This window comes from Pseudomonas sp. PGPPP1 (assembly GCF_002255865.1).
GTDB lineage: Bacteria > Pseudomonadota > Gammaproteobacteria > Pseudomonadales > Pseudomonadaceae > Aquipseudomonas > Aquipseudomonas cremoris.
Genome location: NZ_NKIG01000005.1, coordinates 21540 through 36664, shown reverse-complemented (window position 1 = coordinate 36664; position 15125 = coordinate 21540). Strand labels below are relative to the sequence as shown.

Genomic DNA, 15125 nt, shown 5'->3' with positions numbered 1-15125 from the left:
GCGAATGCGGTGTGTCAGGCAACACATCTGTAACTGAACCACCGCATTCGCGAGCAAGCCCGCTCCCACAGTTTGAACCGGTTTCGACAGTTGGAATGTAGTACCGCCCTCCCCCGAATTTTCGTGGGGGGGTTTGGGGGGGCTGCGGCCCTTGACTGTCTGTTAAACATGGAGAGATCGGGATGGTTTTCTCGTCCAATGTGTTCCTGTTTTTGTTCTTGCCGATCTTTCTCGGCCTGTACTACTTGAGCGGGCAACGCTATCGCAATCTGCTACTGCTGATTGCCAGCTATGTGTTCTACGCCTGGTGGCGAGTGGACTTCCTGGCGCTGTTCGCCGCCGTGACGCTGTGGAACTACTGGATCGGCCTCAAAGTCGGTGCAGCCGGCGTGCGCACCAAGCCTGCCCAACGCTGGCTGCTGCTCGGCGTGGCCGTCGACCTGTGCATCCTCGGCTACTTCAAATACGCCAACTTCGGCGTCGACAGCATCAATGTGATGATGAAGTCGGCGGGCCTGGAGCCGTTCATCCTCACCCATGTGCTGCTGCCGATTGGTATCTCGTTCTACATCTTCGAGTCCATCAGCTACATCATCGACGTGTACCGCGGCGACACGCCGGCAACGCGCAACCTGATCGACTTTTCGGCGTTCGTGGCGATCTTCCCGCACTTGATTGCCGGCCCCGTGCTGCGCTTTCGCGACCTGGCCGACCAGTTCAACAACCGCACCCACACCCTCGACAAATTCTCCGAGGGCTGCACGCGGTTCATGCAGGGTTTCATCAAGAAGGTGTTTATTGCCGACACCCTGGCGGTGGTGGCCGACCATTGCTTCGCCCTGCAAAACCCCACCACGGGCGACGCCTGGCTCGGCGCGCTGGCCTACACCGCGCAGCTGTATTTCGATTTCTCCGGCTACAGCGACATGGCCATCGGCCTGGGCTTGATGATGGGTTTCCGCTTCATGGAAAACTTCAAGCAACCGTATATCAGCCAGTCGATCACCGAGTTCTGGCGCCGCTGGCACATCAGCCTCTCCACCTGGCTGCGTGACTACCTCTACATCACCCTGGGCGGCAACCGCAAAGGCACGCTGACCACTTACCGCAACCTGTTCCTGACCATGCTGCTCGGTGGCCTGTGGCACGGTGCGAACATCACCTACATCGTGTGGGGTGCGTGGCACGGCATGTGGCTGGCGATTGAAAAAGCCATCGGCCTCAACACCGCGCCACGCAGCTTCAACGTCTTGCGCTGGGCCTTCACCTTCCTGCTGGTGGTGATGGGCTGGGTGATCTTCCGTTCCGAAAACCTGCACGTCGCCGGCCGTATGTACGGCGCCATGTTCAGCTTTGGCGAGTGGTCGCTGTCGGAACTCAACCGCGCCAACCTCACCGGCCTGCAAGTGGCAACCCTGGTGGTGGCGTACGCAACACTGGCGTTCTTTGGCCTGCGCGATTTCTACACCAACCGCCCTGCCGAGAAGACCAAGCCAGCCGACCCAAGCATGATCAAGGCGGTACCGGGCGACAACCCGGGCAGCATCCACGAGCCAGGTTTCAGCGTGGGCAAAGATGCCACCGTGCAACCGGCCTACTGGACCGCTGACCTGCCACGCTACGCGATGCGCGCTGCGGTGCTGCTGCTGTTTGTGGCGTCGATTCTCAAACTGTCGGCGCAGAGTTTCTCGCCGTTCCTTTACTTCCAATTTTGAGGGAGCCGACCATGACCCGTTCATTACGCGTCCTCTATATCAGCCTGTTCATGGTGGTGCTGTTGGCCCTGGGCGCCTGGTCGCTGCGCAGTTTCCTGGGCTTCAGCACCAATGCCGATGCCACGGTGCTTAACGGTCGCTGGACCAAAGCCGTCGAGACCCACTACGACGACGAGTTCCCGATCAAACGCCTGGGCACCAACCTCTGGGCAGCACTGGACTACAAGCTGTTCAATGAAGGCCGCCCCGGCGTGGTGCTGGGCCGCGACCACTGGTTGTACAGCGACGAGGAGTTCAATCCCGCCGTCAACGAAGACCAGAACCTGCAAGGCAACTACGCGCTGGTCGAAGGCGTGCGCCAGAAGCTCAAGGCCCAGGGCATTCAGTTGGTGATGGCGATTGTGCCGGCCAAGGTGCGCCTGTACCCGGAACACTTGGGTGAAGTGAAACCGGCGAGCATCCACGCCAACCTCTACCAGGACTTCCATGCCCGTGTGGCGGCCGACAAGATCATCGCCCCCGACCTGCTCGGCCCGCTGCAACAGGCCAAGCTGAGCGGCAAGCAAGTGTTCCTGCGCACGGATACCCACTGGACGCCTGATGGTGCCGAAATCGCCGCCAAGCAACTGGCACAGACCATTCGCGAGAAAACCCCACTGAGCGGCGAGCCACAGCGTTTTGTCACCGAGGCCGAAAAGACCGAGCCGCATAAAGGCGACCTGCGTCTGTTCCTGCCCCTGGACCCGCTGTTCGAAAACCTGATGCCGCCGAAAGAGCCGCTGGAAAAACGCGTGACGCACTTGGCACAAGCCGGTGGCGACGACGCGCTGTTCACCGACAGCGAAACCCCGGTGGCACTGGTGGGCACCAGCTACAGCGCCAACCCCAACTGGAACTTCGTGGGTGCACTCAAGCAAGCCCTGCACAGCGATGTCATCAACTACTCGGAAGACGGCCACGGGCCGATCCTGCCGATGCTCAGCTACCTGAAAAGCGATGACTTCAAGAACAGCCCGCCCCAGGTGCTGATCTGGGAGTTTCCTGAACGTTATCTGCCTGTGAACAACGAAATCGGTGATGCCGACCCGTCGTGGGTTGCGCAACTTAAACAAGCCGGTTCGCGCCAACAGAACATGGCACTGAACACCCCAGTTAAACACCCAAAATCCGAGACGCCCGACCGGGCGCAAAACTGAAAGAGAGGTAACTCACATGACTTTCACTACTACTCCTCGTCGTCTCGCCAAGACCCTGGCCCTGGCTGCTGGCATGAGCATCGTGTCGATGTCCGCCTTCGCCGGTGGCGACGCTGCCCTCTACGGCCCAACCGCGCCAAAAGGTTCGAGCTTCGTACGGGTCTACAACGCCAGCAACCAGGAAGTGAGCGCCACTGTCGGCGCTACCAACCTGAGTGACGTTGCGCCACTGGCCAGCAGCGATTTCAGCTTTATGCCGGGCGGTGACTACAGCGCCAAGATCGGCAGCCAGACCGTACCGGTCAAGCTCGCCGCCGACCACTACTACACCCTGGTCAACAGCGGCAGCGGTCAACCACAACTGATCGAAGAACCGCCGTTCAAGAACAAGCAAAAATCCTTGGTACGTGTGCAAAACCTCAGCGACAAGGCCCTGACCTTGAAGACCGCTGACGGCAAGACCGATGTGGTCAAGTCGGTGGCCGCCAAGGGCCGTGGTGAACGTGAAATCAACCCGGTGAAGGTGAGCCTGGCGTTGTATGACGGTGACAAGAAAGTCGGCGATGTGAAGCCGGTTGCTTTGGAACGTGGTGAAGCAGCGGTGCTGTATGTGACGGGCTCCGGTTCGAGCCTCTCGCCAGTCTGGGTGAAACGCCCGGTATCGACCCGCTGATTAATTTCTCGAACTGACCCCAATCCCTGTGTGAAAACAGGGCCCTGTGGGAGCCGGGCTTGCCCGCGATGGCATCAATTCGGTGTCACTGAAACACCGAGTCGCCCGCATCGCAGGCAAGCCAGCTCCCACACAAGCCCGGTTCCCACAGGGACCGAGCAGGTCAATTCGGACCGAGACAAAAACAAGAGTGAAACGACAAACCTTCGTAGCTCTGACCCAAATTGATTCAAGGAGAAACACATGATCCCAGTAATCCTTTCCGGTGGTAGCGGCTCACGTCTTTGGCCGCTTTCCCGCAAACAGTTCCCGAAACAATTCTTGGCCCTGACCGGCGAGCACACGCTGTTCCAGCAAACCCTGGAGCGCCTGGTGTTCGAAGGCATGGATTCGCCGATTGTGGTCTGCAACAAGGACCACCGCTTTATCGTCAACGAGCAACTGAGCACCCGAAAGCTGGACTGCCAGCGCATCCTGATGGAGCCGTTCGGGCGTAACACTGCGCCGGCCGTGGCCCTCACCGCGATGATGCTGGTCAATGAAGGCCGCGACGAGCTGATGCTGGTACTGCCGGCCGACCACGTGATCGACGACCAGAAAGCCCTGCAGCGTGCACTCGCCCTGGCCACCGTGGCCGCAGAACGTGGTGAGATGGTGCTGTTCGGCGTGCCGGCCACCCGTCCCGAAACCGGTTATGGCTACATCAAGTCCACCGCTGACTCGCTGCTGCCCGAAGGCGTGAGCCGCGTCGAACAGTTCGTGGAAAAACCCAATGAAAAACGCGCCGTCGAGTTCGTCAAAAGCGGTGGTTACTTCTGGAACAGCGGCATGTTCCTGTTCCGCGCGAGCCGCTTCCTCGAAGAGCTGAAAAAGCACGATCCGGACATCTACGACACTTGCCTGCTGACGCTTGAGCGCAGCGAGCAGGACGCCGACACCGTGTCCTTCGACGAAGCGACGTTCGCCTGCTGCCCGGACAACTCCATCGACTACGCCGTGATGGAAAAAACCCAACGCGCCTGCGTGGTGCCGCTGAGCGCCGGTTGGAGCGACGTGGGTTGCTGGGCATCGCTGTGGGCGGTCAACGATAAAGACGCCAACGGCAACGTGACCAAGGGCGACGTGGTGATCCAGGACAGCAAGAACTGCATGATTCACGGCAACGGCAAGTTGGTGTCGGTGATCGGCCTGGAAAACATCGTGGTGGTGGAAACCAAGGACGCGATGATGATTGCCCACAAGGACAAGGTCCAGGGCGTCAAGCAGATGGTCAACACCCTCAACGAACAGGGCCGCAGCGAAACCCAGAACCACTGCGAAGTCTATCGTCCGTGGGGCTCCTACGACTCGGTGGACATGGGCGGTCGTTTCCAGGTCAAGCACATCTCGGTCAAACCGGGCGCTTGCCTTTCGCTGCAAATGCACCACCACCGCGCCGAACACTGGATCGTGGTCAGCGGCACTGCCGAAGTGACCTGCGATGAGAATGTGTTCCTGCTCTGCGAGAACCAGTCCACCTATATCCCGATCGCCTCGGTGCACCGCCTGCGCAATCCGGGCAAGATCCCGTTGGAGATCATCGAAGTGCAATCGGGCAGCTACCTGGGCGAAGACGATATCGAGCGGTTTGAAGATATCTACGGTCGTTCGACGCCGGTTGAGCGTGGCGTGTCGGTGAAAACTATCGCGCAGTAAAACAGTCGTACAAGAAGCCCCCGTCCAGCCGACTGCGTCCCCTATCCGCAGCAGGTTGGGCGGGGGCTGCGTGGCGGCCTATGCACCGGGCGACGCGGTCGACCTGGCTGACAACGTCTACGCCGCCGCACGCTATCGCGAGCTAGGTAAGTTGTAGGCCGGCGCAACTTCAGAGGATGACTTGCTCACACCGCCGTTGCGCCATGGTTATCGCCCGCAATCACTGGAATTTTTTCGTACTAAAAACCAAATCTCGTAAAAATCATTTTCCCGCACTATTAAAAACGGGCACGTTAGAACGATTAAAAAATATTTTTTGTTGAAAGCCATAGATCTCCCGCTCTTCACTTAATATTTTTTGAACCGGATTGTACTGAGGATCAAGATGGGCAAAACCTACCGAGACCAATAAAGTTTTTCCGCTATCAGAGCCCGCAGCGCGACCTATTTTTTCAGCCAAATACGGGTTGATAAATTCATCCCGCCATACCGATGTAGTTATGTTCATCAGACGACTTAATACCTCCGGCGCATACCCTTCGGGGCTAGTAAAATCCGAAATCAATAAGGAAAACTCCTTAGCCAGCTTCTCAGCCTTCAAAGACAAGCCACTTGTAATTTTTGCACCAAGCATTTCGACTTGATCAACTATTATTGAGGACGACAGTTTATCTGATTCCGCATGTTCCATCAGAATCGTCACAAGATCCAGCATAGACGTAGATAATTCAGCAGGTTCCCAACCTACAACCTCGACCCTGTCTTGCATAATAAACTCCGGCACAAATCTTTCACTTTTATTGACAGCATCTTCCTGTGTAGCTTCAACATACAAACTTAACGTTCCACTTTTATTGGCATCCATCACATCAGGCACACCTAATGCATATCGCAATGGCGGAACGTCATGCCCGTCACCTGAAAAAATTATCTTAGGCACCCCATTCGAAAACTCGGTTATAAGTTCCGCATTGCTTAATACGCGCTCCTGCCACCCCTCATACGTAATCCATATACTGGGAGACAGTCCAAAATTATCCACATATTTAATCGGATTATTGCGTACCATTTCATAGAAATTAAGCCCTCCTTCCACACCCGCCGGATCCGGATTAGCCCACCGCTGAAACCACGGCAAGTAATACCGCAACCCATAGTAATAAAGCCCCGTCTCATCCCGCTCCTTCCCCGAATACCCCAATCTTCGATAACTCTCCTCACTCGAATCACCCCGTTCCCAAAACGCCGTACTGCCAAACGGGTGATAACTTTCCCGGCTGACCACCTTCGCCTGACTGTCCAGTTCCAATGACCAGGACCCCAAATGATCTGCCAGGTTGTAGCGATATTGATCATTCGCCGTGGGCGGTGCAGTTTCCCAATGCAACACCTGCACCTCGCCCGCACTGACAACATGCAGCACATCACCGTACACATTGCGGATCTCCAGCCCAGGCAAATAGCGCGTCTCGCTGACAACCGCGCGGGCGTTGGTGTGCGCTGTGCGAACCTTGCGCTGGCGCATACCTTCGGCGCCATAGATGTAGCACTCAATGTCGTCGAGGGCAGACTTGCGCTCAACCGGCCGCACGTACGCCAATTGGTTGCGCCAATCCCAATGCAACGCTCGGCCCGCCTCCAGCTCCAGCAAGTTGCCGCTGGCATCAAACGCAGCGGCAATCTCAGCCTCGGTCGGCGGTACGCCATCGCGCTCAGGCAAACAGCGGTTGCTGTAGCGAGCCGCCGTCAACACCCGCCCGTGGCTCTGCGGCCCGTGGTGAATCAGCTCAAGCAAGTTGCCGCCCAGGTCATAGCGATAGGTCTGGCGAAAGTTGGCAACGGCCAGGGGATCGACCCGGTGATCCGGGCCTTGGCGCACGCTGCCGGCTTCAAACCCCGTGGCTTCGATCAGTTGGTACAGGCTGTCGTAGGTGTACCGGTTGATCGGGTCGATACGCTGGTTGGCAAAAAAGCGCACGGCCAGGGTCTTGTCCTCGATGCTGACAATATTCCCCACCGGGTCGTAGACGTAATGCAGATCCTGCAACGGTTCGCCGCTGCTGCGTCGGCTGTGCAGCCGCAATAAGCGACCGTCTTGGGGGCAATAATCAAACTGGCTGACGACGCCGTTGCCCAGGCTTTTGCGCTCGGTTCTGCCATGAGCATCGTAGGCGGTGGCGCTCACCAGTATCTTGCGGCTCGGCGAACCTGTGAGTTGCAGCCATGCCTCACGAAGTTGGCCGCCGACGGTGTAGTTGGAGCCCTGACGATTGCCGGCCGCATCAGTCTGTTGCAGCGCCTCGCCCAGCGCATTGAACTGCGACAGGGTGCGAGCGCCTTCGCCAAGTTCGAGCAAGTCATCCCGCTGATTCGGCGGCGCTGGCCAGTCCGGCGTATCCAGGGTTTTCAGAAATTGCTGCACCTGATCCAGCACGGCGCCGTCCATGGCGTACTCAGGGAAATGGCTTGTGCCCGCAGGGTCATCATGTCGGATGAGCTGCCCACACTGGTTATGCCCGGCAGAGGAGCCCCCATAGCTGAAACGCTCCGTGCACAGGTCTTGCTCGAACACAGCGAGCGGCCGCAACAAGGCATCAAATTCAACCTGGCGCTGCGTGCCTCGGCCATCCTGGAAGTACACGCCTTGCCCGGCTTCGCCAAATAGCTGGACACGTAGACCTGCATCGACGCTTTGGGTGCTCAAGACCTGACCGCTCAGGGAGTAAACCGTCGCCAGGTTGGGCGGTACTGTCGGGTCGTCGTTATGCAAGTCATGCAAGCGCGGATCCCACTGGGCCACAGCCTGGCCACCAGTGTTATACCGCGTCCGGGTGATGCGGCGCTGCGCCAAATCCTCTGGACGGCTTCGACAATAAGCAACCTCAAGCGCCACTTGGCCACGCGGCTCCAACACCGCCAGGCTCGGGGTCTGCGTGTGCACCACACGACTCATGCCGGCCTCGCCTTGGCGGCCATCACTTCTTCGTACGTGTCGTTTTCATCCTCGTTGATGGTGTACCAACCCCGGTAAGTCACGCGCCGAAGGTAGCCTTCCTTGGCCAGAACGGTGTTGGTCGGACGTCCCAAAGGGTCATAGAACTGTTTATCGTGATAGCCATGCTGACGGAGGCTCGCATCGTTGATGTAACGCCAGCCCTGAGCAAAGTAAGGACGATACACCCGTACTGTCAGGCCCTTATTGTTGTATTCGACGCGTTCACTCACGCGCCAACGCTCCACGTCCTGCAGGGTGACCGGCTTGCCCCCTTCCAGGGCCAGTGTTCCGTCCTCCAACACCTTATAGGCGTAGCCATCTTCGACTTTGTGCTTGGTTTGCAAGGAGCGGCCAAAACCATCCCAACAGCTGATCGCCATGCGAATCTGCTTTTCGGGGTCCTCAGGGTAACGATCCGCTTGCAGGCCCACCGCATGGGTTGGTTCGCGCAGTATCTTCGGCAGCAGCGCAAGCAAGCGTTGCCGCGCGGGCGTCAACTCATCTGGCGCTAACAACCAGCGCACGCTGGCGCGTACATAGCCGCTGGGCAACAGGTCGCCTTGTGTCACGCACTGGCTTATCCAGGTCGTGTCCTGCCGTTCGTGTTCCGACACGCGGCCCATCCAACTGAAGGGGTTCTCGAAATAGGCCGTGGCGGCATCTTGCAGTGCGTCGTCCGGTGCTTCGATTGCCGTGGCGGGGCTATCGTCCTCCGGGCGGTGGTAATTACCGATCGGTTTGAAGCCCACAGGTACACCGTGCTCGGTGCCATGAAAACTGGTCGCAAGCACTTGGCCGAAAGCACCATGGAGGGCTTCCTTCACATTCTGATTGGGGTCGATGATGCGGACGGGCTGCATCAGGCGGTAGTCGATCTTATCGACCCGGGTCTCGCAACCATCGGGCAACGTTAGCGATGTGTTCAGACAAAGATGAGTGTCATAACCCAGCAACGTGAGGCCATGGCTCTGGGTCTGGCGAACCGCAATTACCGGGTAAAAGTCTTCTTTTTTCCCATAAGTGTTGAAGCCGCGCTTGACCGACCACAGCGGTTTGCCATCCAAGTCCGGGCCAAGGACCCACGCCATTGGGTGATAGCCAACCTCAAGTAATTTTTTGTCAAGATCAAAGGGCATAACCCCATCTTTCTCGAGCAGCGAGTAGGCCGTCAGGGCGTTCTTGTCGAGTTCGGCGACTTCCAGATAGTCCGGCAATGCCAAAAAATCGGCCTGCCCTTCGGCCCATGTCGTGTTCTCCGGCAATTTGCGATAACGCTGTAGCGATTGCCCGACTAGTACCCGCTGCGCGCTGAGGTTGAGAGGGTTCTCTGGCGTTGACGCGGTGAAGTGCTCAAAACTGATGCTTTCGGGCGTCAAACCATCCGGCCCGGCGCCTTTTTTCAAGACCAATGCGTTGCTGCGTTGCACATACGGCAGGCCCAAACGCCAGCCCTGCAAATTGTTCAGATGAATGAACTGCGCGCGGGTCTCTGTCAGGTAATAAGACTGTTGCGCCGAATCATGGGCGTCGCACCACCAGCGTTTTTCAGGCGCAATGGTACTAGGGTCAAGGGCGCAGGCAGGGTCGTCGGCGGCCGTCAGGCGCCGCGCGTAGGCCACGGCGACCCCTTGGGTCAGGTTGCCGAACTCATCCCAGGCCAGGCTCAGGGTCTTCTGGCACATGGGGTCTGTGGCGTCTTGTTCGTATTGGTAGGTAATGTTTTCCAGTGGCAATACTTGCATCACGGGGTAGCGCGCATGGGTGCCCCCTATCGGTGGGTCCAGCCGGCGCAACGCATAACGGTGTTCCTCGACGGCATAGGGCACGCCATCAGGCTTATCCAGTGCATAGGTTTCGCTGCGCGATATCTGCCCCGCCAGCGCGTAGCGCATGTGCGCGCGCGCAAGCTCATCAGCTTCGACCCACTGATCGACCTTGTCGGTCTGGTGATAGTGACTGAGCAGCGTCTCGCCCAACGGTTCAGCTTTTGGATCACCCTTGAAGAAATCGTCCCTGGGCGGTTTTAGTTCGGGGCCAACATGAAACCAGGTTTTACGCAGCACCGGAGCGGTGTAGCCCTCCTCACGCTCGGCATGAGCCTGGGTTTCGCTGTCACTGGAAATCTGCTGGCCGAACCCAAGGAACTCACGCTCTACGCCGTCGTAAAAGCCGTTGCGGTAGGAAAAGCGCTGGGTCAGTTGGTTGCCGGTGATTTCATCGGTTTGGGTCTGGACGCTGACCAGGGGCATGGAAAACGGCAGATGGCTGACCGCAGCGGCGCTTCTTACTGTCAACTCCGCTTTTTCATCTAACCACTCCTGGGCTGAGCTGCGGTAGACGATATTTCCCGCAGCGCCGAGGTTGTTGTTCGTCGCGCACAATAAGTACGGTTTGGTCTGAATCAGGTCGCAACGCCAATGCCGGGGATCCCTATGCGGCACGGTCAACACCAGGCTGGAGACCCCCTGCCCTTGCAGGTCGGCGGCGCTGACCTGGCAAAAGCGGTCCCACGTGACACCGGATGGCCAGGGCAGGCGCAGTGGCTCGTCGTCAAAACCGTTGCCGCAGCGATTCATGTAGATCAGCGCGCAGTCGGGCTGGAGCCACACCAGGTCGACTGCGCCCGAGCCATCGAAGTCGGCGAGCAGTATCCGGGACGCGTCGAATTCATCGTAGGTAAACGGTAGTTTTTGCCACACAAAACCTTTGCCGAAGCGGCCACGTCCCAAGTTGGGCCAACACTTGATCTGGTCATGGCGCACTTCGACCAGGTGCTGCTGCCCACTGCCCAGCACGTCAGCGAAGGCCACCAGTTGGTTGCGTGCATCGCTGAACACCGGCAGCCGGTCATCGTCGATATCGCGGTCAACCTCTTGGGCAACAGCAAAACCTTCAGCGCGGTAGCTGGGGTAAAGGCGCACGCTACGTGGACCGATCATCACCAGGTCTTGCAAACCTGCGCCCATCAGGTCCGTCATTTGCGCCAGCGGATGGAAAAACTCATTGGGCACCGCACTCAGGGTGGTGAATGTGCCCCAAGTGCCGTCCGTCTTGCAGGTGAAAAAGCCGCTCCATCCCGGCTGGGACACAACCCAGTCGAGGCTGCCATCACCGGTGATATCTGCGAGAAATTGACGTACCGATTTGGTGCTGTCGGCGGAAGGAATACGCGCCAGTTCACGCCACTCGTCATAAGCGACCTGATCGGGGACCTCAGCCGGATCTGCGCGCCTGGGCGCGCGGTAGTACCAGGCTTTGTCGCTGCGATACAACACGCCAGCCATCCCTTCACCAAACAAGTCCACCAGTTGATATCTAAGGCCGTCATTCAAGCCGGGCATTGCATCGAAAGGCTGGTAGCCCACGGTGCCCAGCCGGGGAGTAAATGCCTGGTAGGCGAATTCCGTAGGCGGACGACTGTGGAGCCTGCCTTCTCCATCACAGGCCTGGGAGTGAGCCGCCACCAGATGGGTGTAGCCCAGCGCAGTGACACGATGTTCAAACAACAATCGCTGCACCAGCACCGGTTTGTCGCTCAGCTGCGTAAAGCTGTGAAACATCAGGACTTGATGGCAAAGACGTCGAATCCGTAGTTCGAAACCGTAGCTGTAGTCCGAGAACGCATCGGTACGCGTGCTCCAAGGTTGAACTTCGTCATACCCGGGCACCGCGTCCATTGCGTGAGGGCGTCCACCGTAATCAAACACCAGGTGAAAGTGCCACCGCACATCGTTCCAGCCAGCGGCCGCCCATGAGTAAAGGTGCTCACTGGCTTGCGCGTTGCCGTAATGCACACAGCTCAGAAAACGCTGGGCGCGATAGTCGTGGGGCTCGTCTGGATTAGGTGGATCACTGTCGGGCTTGTATTCATAGGCCACATGTTGACCGCGAGGATCGACGCTTTCCTGAATCAGCCAGGCCGCTACCCGTGACGGGTCGTCAGGGTCGGCCCTGCGTGAATCGGTAGTCTTTCCATACAGATGCAGGTTGCCGTCCGCCGTATGAATCAACCAGAACACGCTGCGGTCGGCGTCGGCGGTCCAGCGCTCGATCAACGCGAATGCGCCTTCGGACCTTGGCCAAAAACGCGTCACTTGGTGACTGCCCACGGCTATAGCGAGGTAATGGGTCTCGGTCCTGGATGTCACTGTGCCGTCGCGGCTGTCCCGTTCCGGCATCAACACAACGCCATCAGGGCCAACAAATAAATCTTCATCGGTATAGGTGGGCCCCCCCTTGGATGCACGCCGAGCAATGGCATTGATCGTCTTGCTCCAGCCGAAGCCAAATGGGCTGTTGCCCACGCCGCTGCTGTAGCTCAGCGCCAACGCCGGCGCAAACCCGCGCCCCGGGGAAATGGGCAAGGGCAACTCGTAAGACGCCGCCCCTCTGGCCCCTACGGCCCCCAAGCCATCGCCGATACTGCGAATCGCGCCACCGCCCTTGGGCAGGCTGGGTGGGGTGATGTTCAGTGACTCGTCATTACTCATGAGGGCTACTCCTGGCCAATGCTGGCCGTAAATTGAGCCTTCGATTGACTTTTGGTCGGAGGTCTTGTGGTGCTTGTATTTTTCTCTGGCTTGCGTGATCAGCTCCCGCGTCGCTTGAGTGATTACTGGAAGACCCTAGGCATCTTTAAGCGGTGGCGAACCTGTGAAATCTAACAGGTGGGGCGTATTTCCGACGAAGAGCATGGTGCTACTGTAGGCGTATCGTTTAAACGCAAACTGAGCCAGGACTGCCCCATGCCTAACGTACTCATCACCGGCTGTTCCAGCGGCATCGGCCGCGCCCTGGCAGATGCCTTCAAAACCGCAGGTTTCAACGTGTGGGCCAGCGCCCGCCGCCCGGAAGACGTCGCCGGTTTATCAGCCGCAGGCTTCAACGCCGTCGAACTGGACGTCAACGACAGCGTCGCCTTGCAACGCCTGGCCGAACAACTGGGCGAACTGGATGTGCTGGTCAACAACGCCGGCTACGGCGCCATGGGCCCGCTGCTCGACGGCGGCACCGAAGCCATGCAACGCCAATTCGAAACCAACGTGTTCTCCATCGTCGGCGTGACCCAGGCACTGTTCCCGGCCCTGCGCCGCGGCAAAGGATTGGTGGTGAATATCGGCAGTGTTTCCGGGGTGCTGGTCACGCCGTTTGCCGGGGCTTACTGCGCATCCAAAGCCGCCGTGCATGCGCTGAGTGACGCCTTGCGTATGGAGCTGGCGCCATTTGGAGTGCGGGTGATGGAAGTGCAACCGGGGGCGATAGACACAAGCTTCGCGAAAAACGCGGGCGCGCAGGCTGAGTTGTTGATCAGCGAGAAATCTCCCTGGTGGCCGCTGCGTGAAGGTATTCGTGCACGCTCTCAGGCCTCGCAGAACAACCCCACACCGGCCAGTCGGTTTGCCGCGCAAGTGCTCAAAGGCGTACAACAACCCGCGCCACCGCGCTTGTTACGCGCCGGAAACGGCAGCCGGGCGTTGCCGTTGATGGCAGCCCTGTTGCCCAAAGGTTTATTGGAAAGCGTGTTGAAGAAGCGCTTTGGCTTGGAACGGAGTTTGTAATGATCGACTACAGCGACTTTTTCGAAGAAGTGATCCAGACCCACGTCGAGATCGAACAATGGTTCGCCGGTGTCGCACCCGAAGGCACGTTGCAAAGCCTGCTCGCGCGCTTCTCCCCGGAGTTCAGCATGATCGCCCCCGCCACCGGTACACGGGTAAATGCTGCCGGGGTCAACGCTTTATTCACGCGCCTGGGCGGCATGCGGCCGGGGTTGAAGATCACCTTGAGTGAAATGGCCGGGATTGATCGGCATGCGCGAGGTGCCACGGTGACGTATCGCGAGCATCAGGTGGATGACAGCGGTACGCAGACAGATCGCCGCGCCACCGTGGTATTCGAAAAACAGGCCAGCGGCGCCCTGCTGTGGCGCCACCTGCACGAAACCTTCATCAAGGCCTGACCTTAGGCAAGCCAGCGCCCACCGGTTAGTTCGGTGTTTGGTTGACGATTACCGTGCACGTTATGCCGGCTGCCAACAAAACACCGTCCGGCACTTCATCAATATGAATCCGAACCGGCACCCGTTGCGCCAAGCGCACCCAGTTGAACGTCGGGTTCACATCCGCTACCAGCTCACGGCTTTCGGGGTTGTCACGGTCATAGATACCGCGCGAGATGCTTTCCACGTGGCCCTTTAACGTCTCGCCGCTCATCAATTGCATATCGGCTTTGTCGCCCACCTTTACATGCGGCAGTTTGGTTTCTTCGAAGAAGCCGTAGACCCAGAACGAGTTCATATCCACCACGGCCATCTTGGCCTCACCAATGCGCGCATAGTCGCCGCGATGCACATTGAGGTTGGTGACGTAACCGTCCACCGCCGCCAGCACTTGGGTGCGTTTGAGGTTCAGCTCGGCCGCTTCCAGTTGCGCCAGTGCGTGCTGGTAATCGGCCAACGCTGAGTCGGCGATGTTGCTGGCGTCGTCACGGTTTTCCTTGGAAATCACCAGCGCATCGAGATCCGCTCGGCGGTGGGCGTTGACCTTGCGCATTTCCCACGTGGCTTTGCGCGATGCCACCAGGGACTGCGCCTGCTTGACGGCGATACGGTAGTGCTCGGGGTCGATCTGCATCAGCAGGTCGCCCTTTTTTACCAACTGGTTGTCACGCACCGGAACGTCGACCACTTCACCGGTCACGTCGGCGGCAACGTTGATGATGTCGGCGCGCACGCGGCCGTCCCGGGTCCACGGAGTCTCCATGTAGTGCACCCACAACGTGCGGCCAATCCAGATCGCCAAAGCCAGTACCAGCAGGGTGGCAAGCAGGCTGAAAAACTTTTTCATCGGGGC

At 58.7% G+C, this 15125-nt stretch carries 9 protein-coding genes and 1 pseudogene; 7 read left to right on the top strand and 3 right to left on the bottom strand.

Features of this window, described 5'->3' with window-relative positions; genetic code table 11:
- Positions 1–182: 182 nt before the first annotated feature.
- The 5 genes and pseudogenes from CFE47_RS08805 to CFE47_RS08785 form a co-directional block, all read left to right on the top strand.
- The gene (locus CFE47_RS08805; RefSeq protein ID WP_286836307.1) at positions 183–1715 is read left to right on the top strand and encodes an MBOAT family O-acyltransferase; all 1533 of its coding nucleotides are present in this window, start codon (positions 183–185) and stop codon (positions 1713–1715) included.
- Positions 1716–1726: 11 nt separating this feature from the next.
- Positions 1727–2911 (top strand): alginate O-acetyltransferase, encoded by a 1185-nt coding sequence (locus CFE47_RS08800; protein WP_286836306.1) that lies wholly within the window; start codon positions 1727–1729, stop codon positions 2909–2911.
- Between the two features lie 16 nt (positions 2912–2927).
- On the top strand, positions 2928–3584 hold the full coding sequence (locus CFE47_RS08795; protein ID WP_185708431.1) for an alginate O-acetyltransferase AlgF: 657 nt from the start codon (positions 2928–2930) through the stop codon (positions 3582–3584).
- 243 nt (positions 3585–3827) lie between these two features.
- Entirely contained in the window at positions 3828–5279 is a 1452-nt protein-coding gene (locus CFE47_RS08790; protein ID WP_286836305.1) for a mannose-1-phosphate guanylyltransferase/mannose-6-phosphate isomerase, read from the top strand.
- Positions 5280–5349: 70 nt separating this feature from the next.
- Positions 5350–5538, top strand: a pseudogene (locus CFE47_RS08785) (hypothetical protein); the annotation flags it as partial.
- 3 nt (positions 5539–5541) lie between these two features.
- On the opposite strand, the gene CFE47_RS08780 reads toward CFE47_RS08785, so the two are convergent.
- Both CFE47_RS08780 and CFE47_RS08775 read right to left on the bottom strand, forming a co-directional pair.
- Positions 5542–8232: an RHS repeat domain-containing protein gene (locus CFE47_RS08780; protein ID WP_286836304.1), complete on the bottom strand. Its 2691-nt coding sequence runs from the start codon at positions 8230–8232 to the stop codon at positions 5542–5544.
- Positions 8229–12764, bottom strand: a complete 4536-nt coding sequence (locus CFE47_RS08775) for a SpvB/TcaC N-terminal domain-containing protein (RefSeq protein ID WP_286836303.1) — start codon at positions 12762–12764, stop codon at positions 8229–8231. Before CFE47_RS08775 ends, CFE47_RS08780 begins: the two co-directional genes overlap by 4 nt.
- A 255-nt stretch (positions 12765–13019) precedes the next feature.
- Here CFE47_RS08775 and CFE47_RS08770 point away from each other — a divergent pair, with 255 nt between their 5' ends.
- Positions 13020–13832, top strand: a complete 813-nt coding sequence (locus CFE47_RS08770) for an SDR family oxidoreductase (RefSeq protein WP_286836302.1) — start codon at positions 13020–13022, stop codon at positions 13830–13832.
- Positions 13832–14233: a DUF4440 domain-containing protein gene (locus CFE47_RS08765; protein WP_185708427.1), complete on the top strand. Its 402-nt coding sequence runs from the start codon at positions 13832–13834 to the stop codon at positions 14231–14233. The genes CFE47_RS08770 and CFE47_RS08765 overlap by 1 nt, the downstream gene beginning before the upstream one ends.
- Positions 14234–14258: 25 nt before the next feature.
- On the opposite strand, the gene CFE47_RS08760 is transcribed toward CFE47_RS08765, so the two are convergent.
- A complete protein-coding gene (locus CFE47_RS08760; RefSeq protein ID WP_185708426.1) occupies positions 14259–15119 on the bottom strand; it encodes an efflux RND transporter periplasmic adaptor subunit in 861 nt (286 codons plus the stop codon).
- Positions 15120–15125 lie beyond the last annotated feature (6 nt).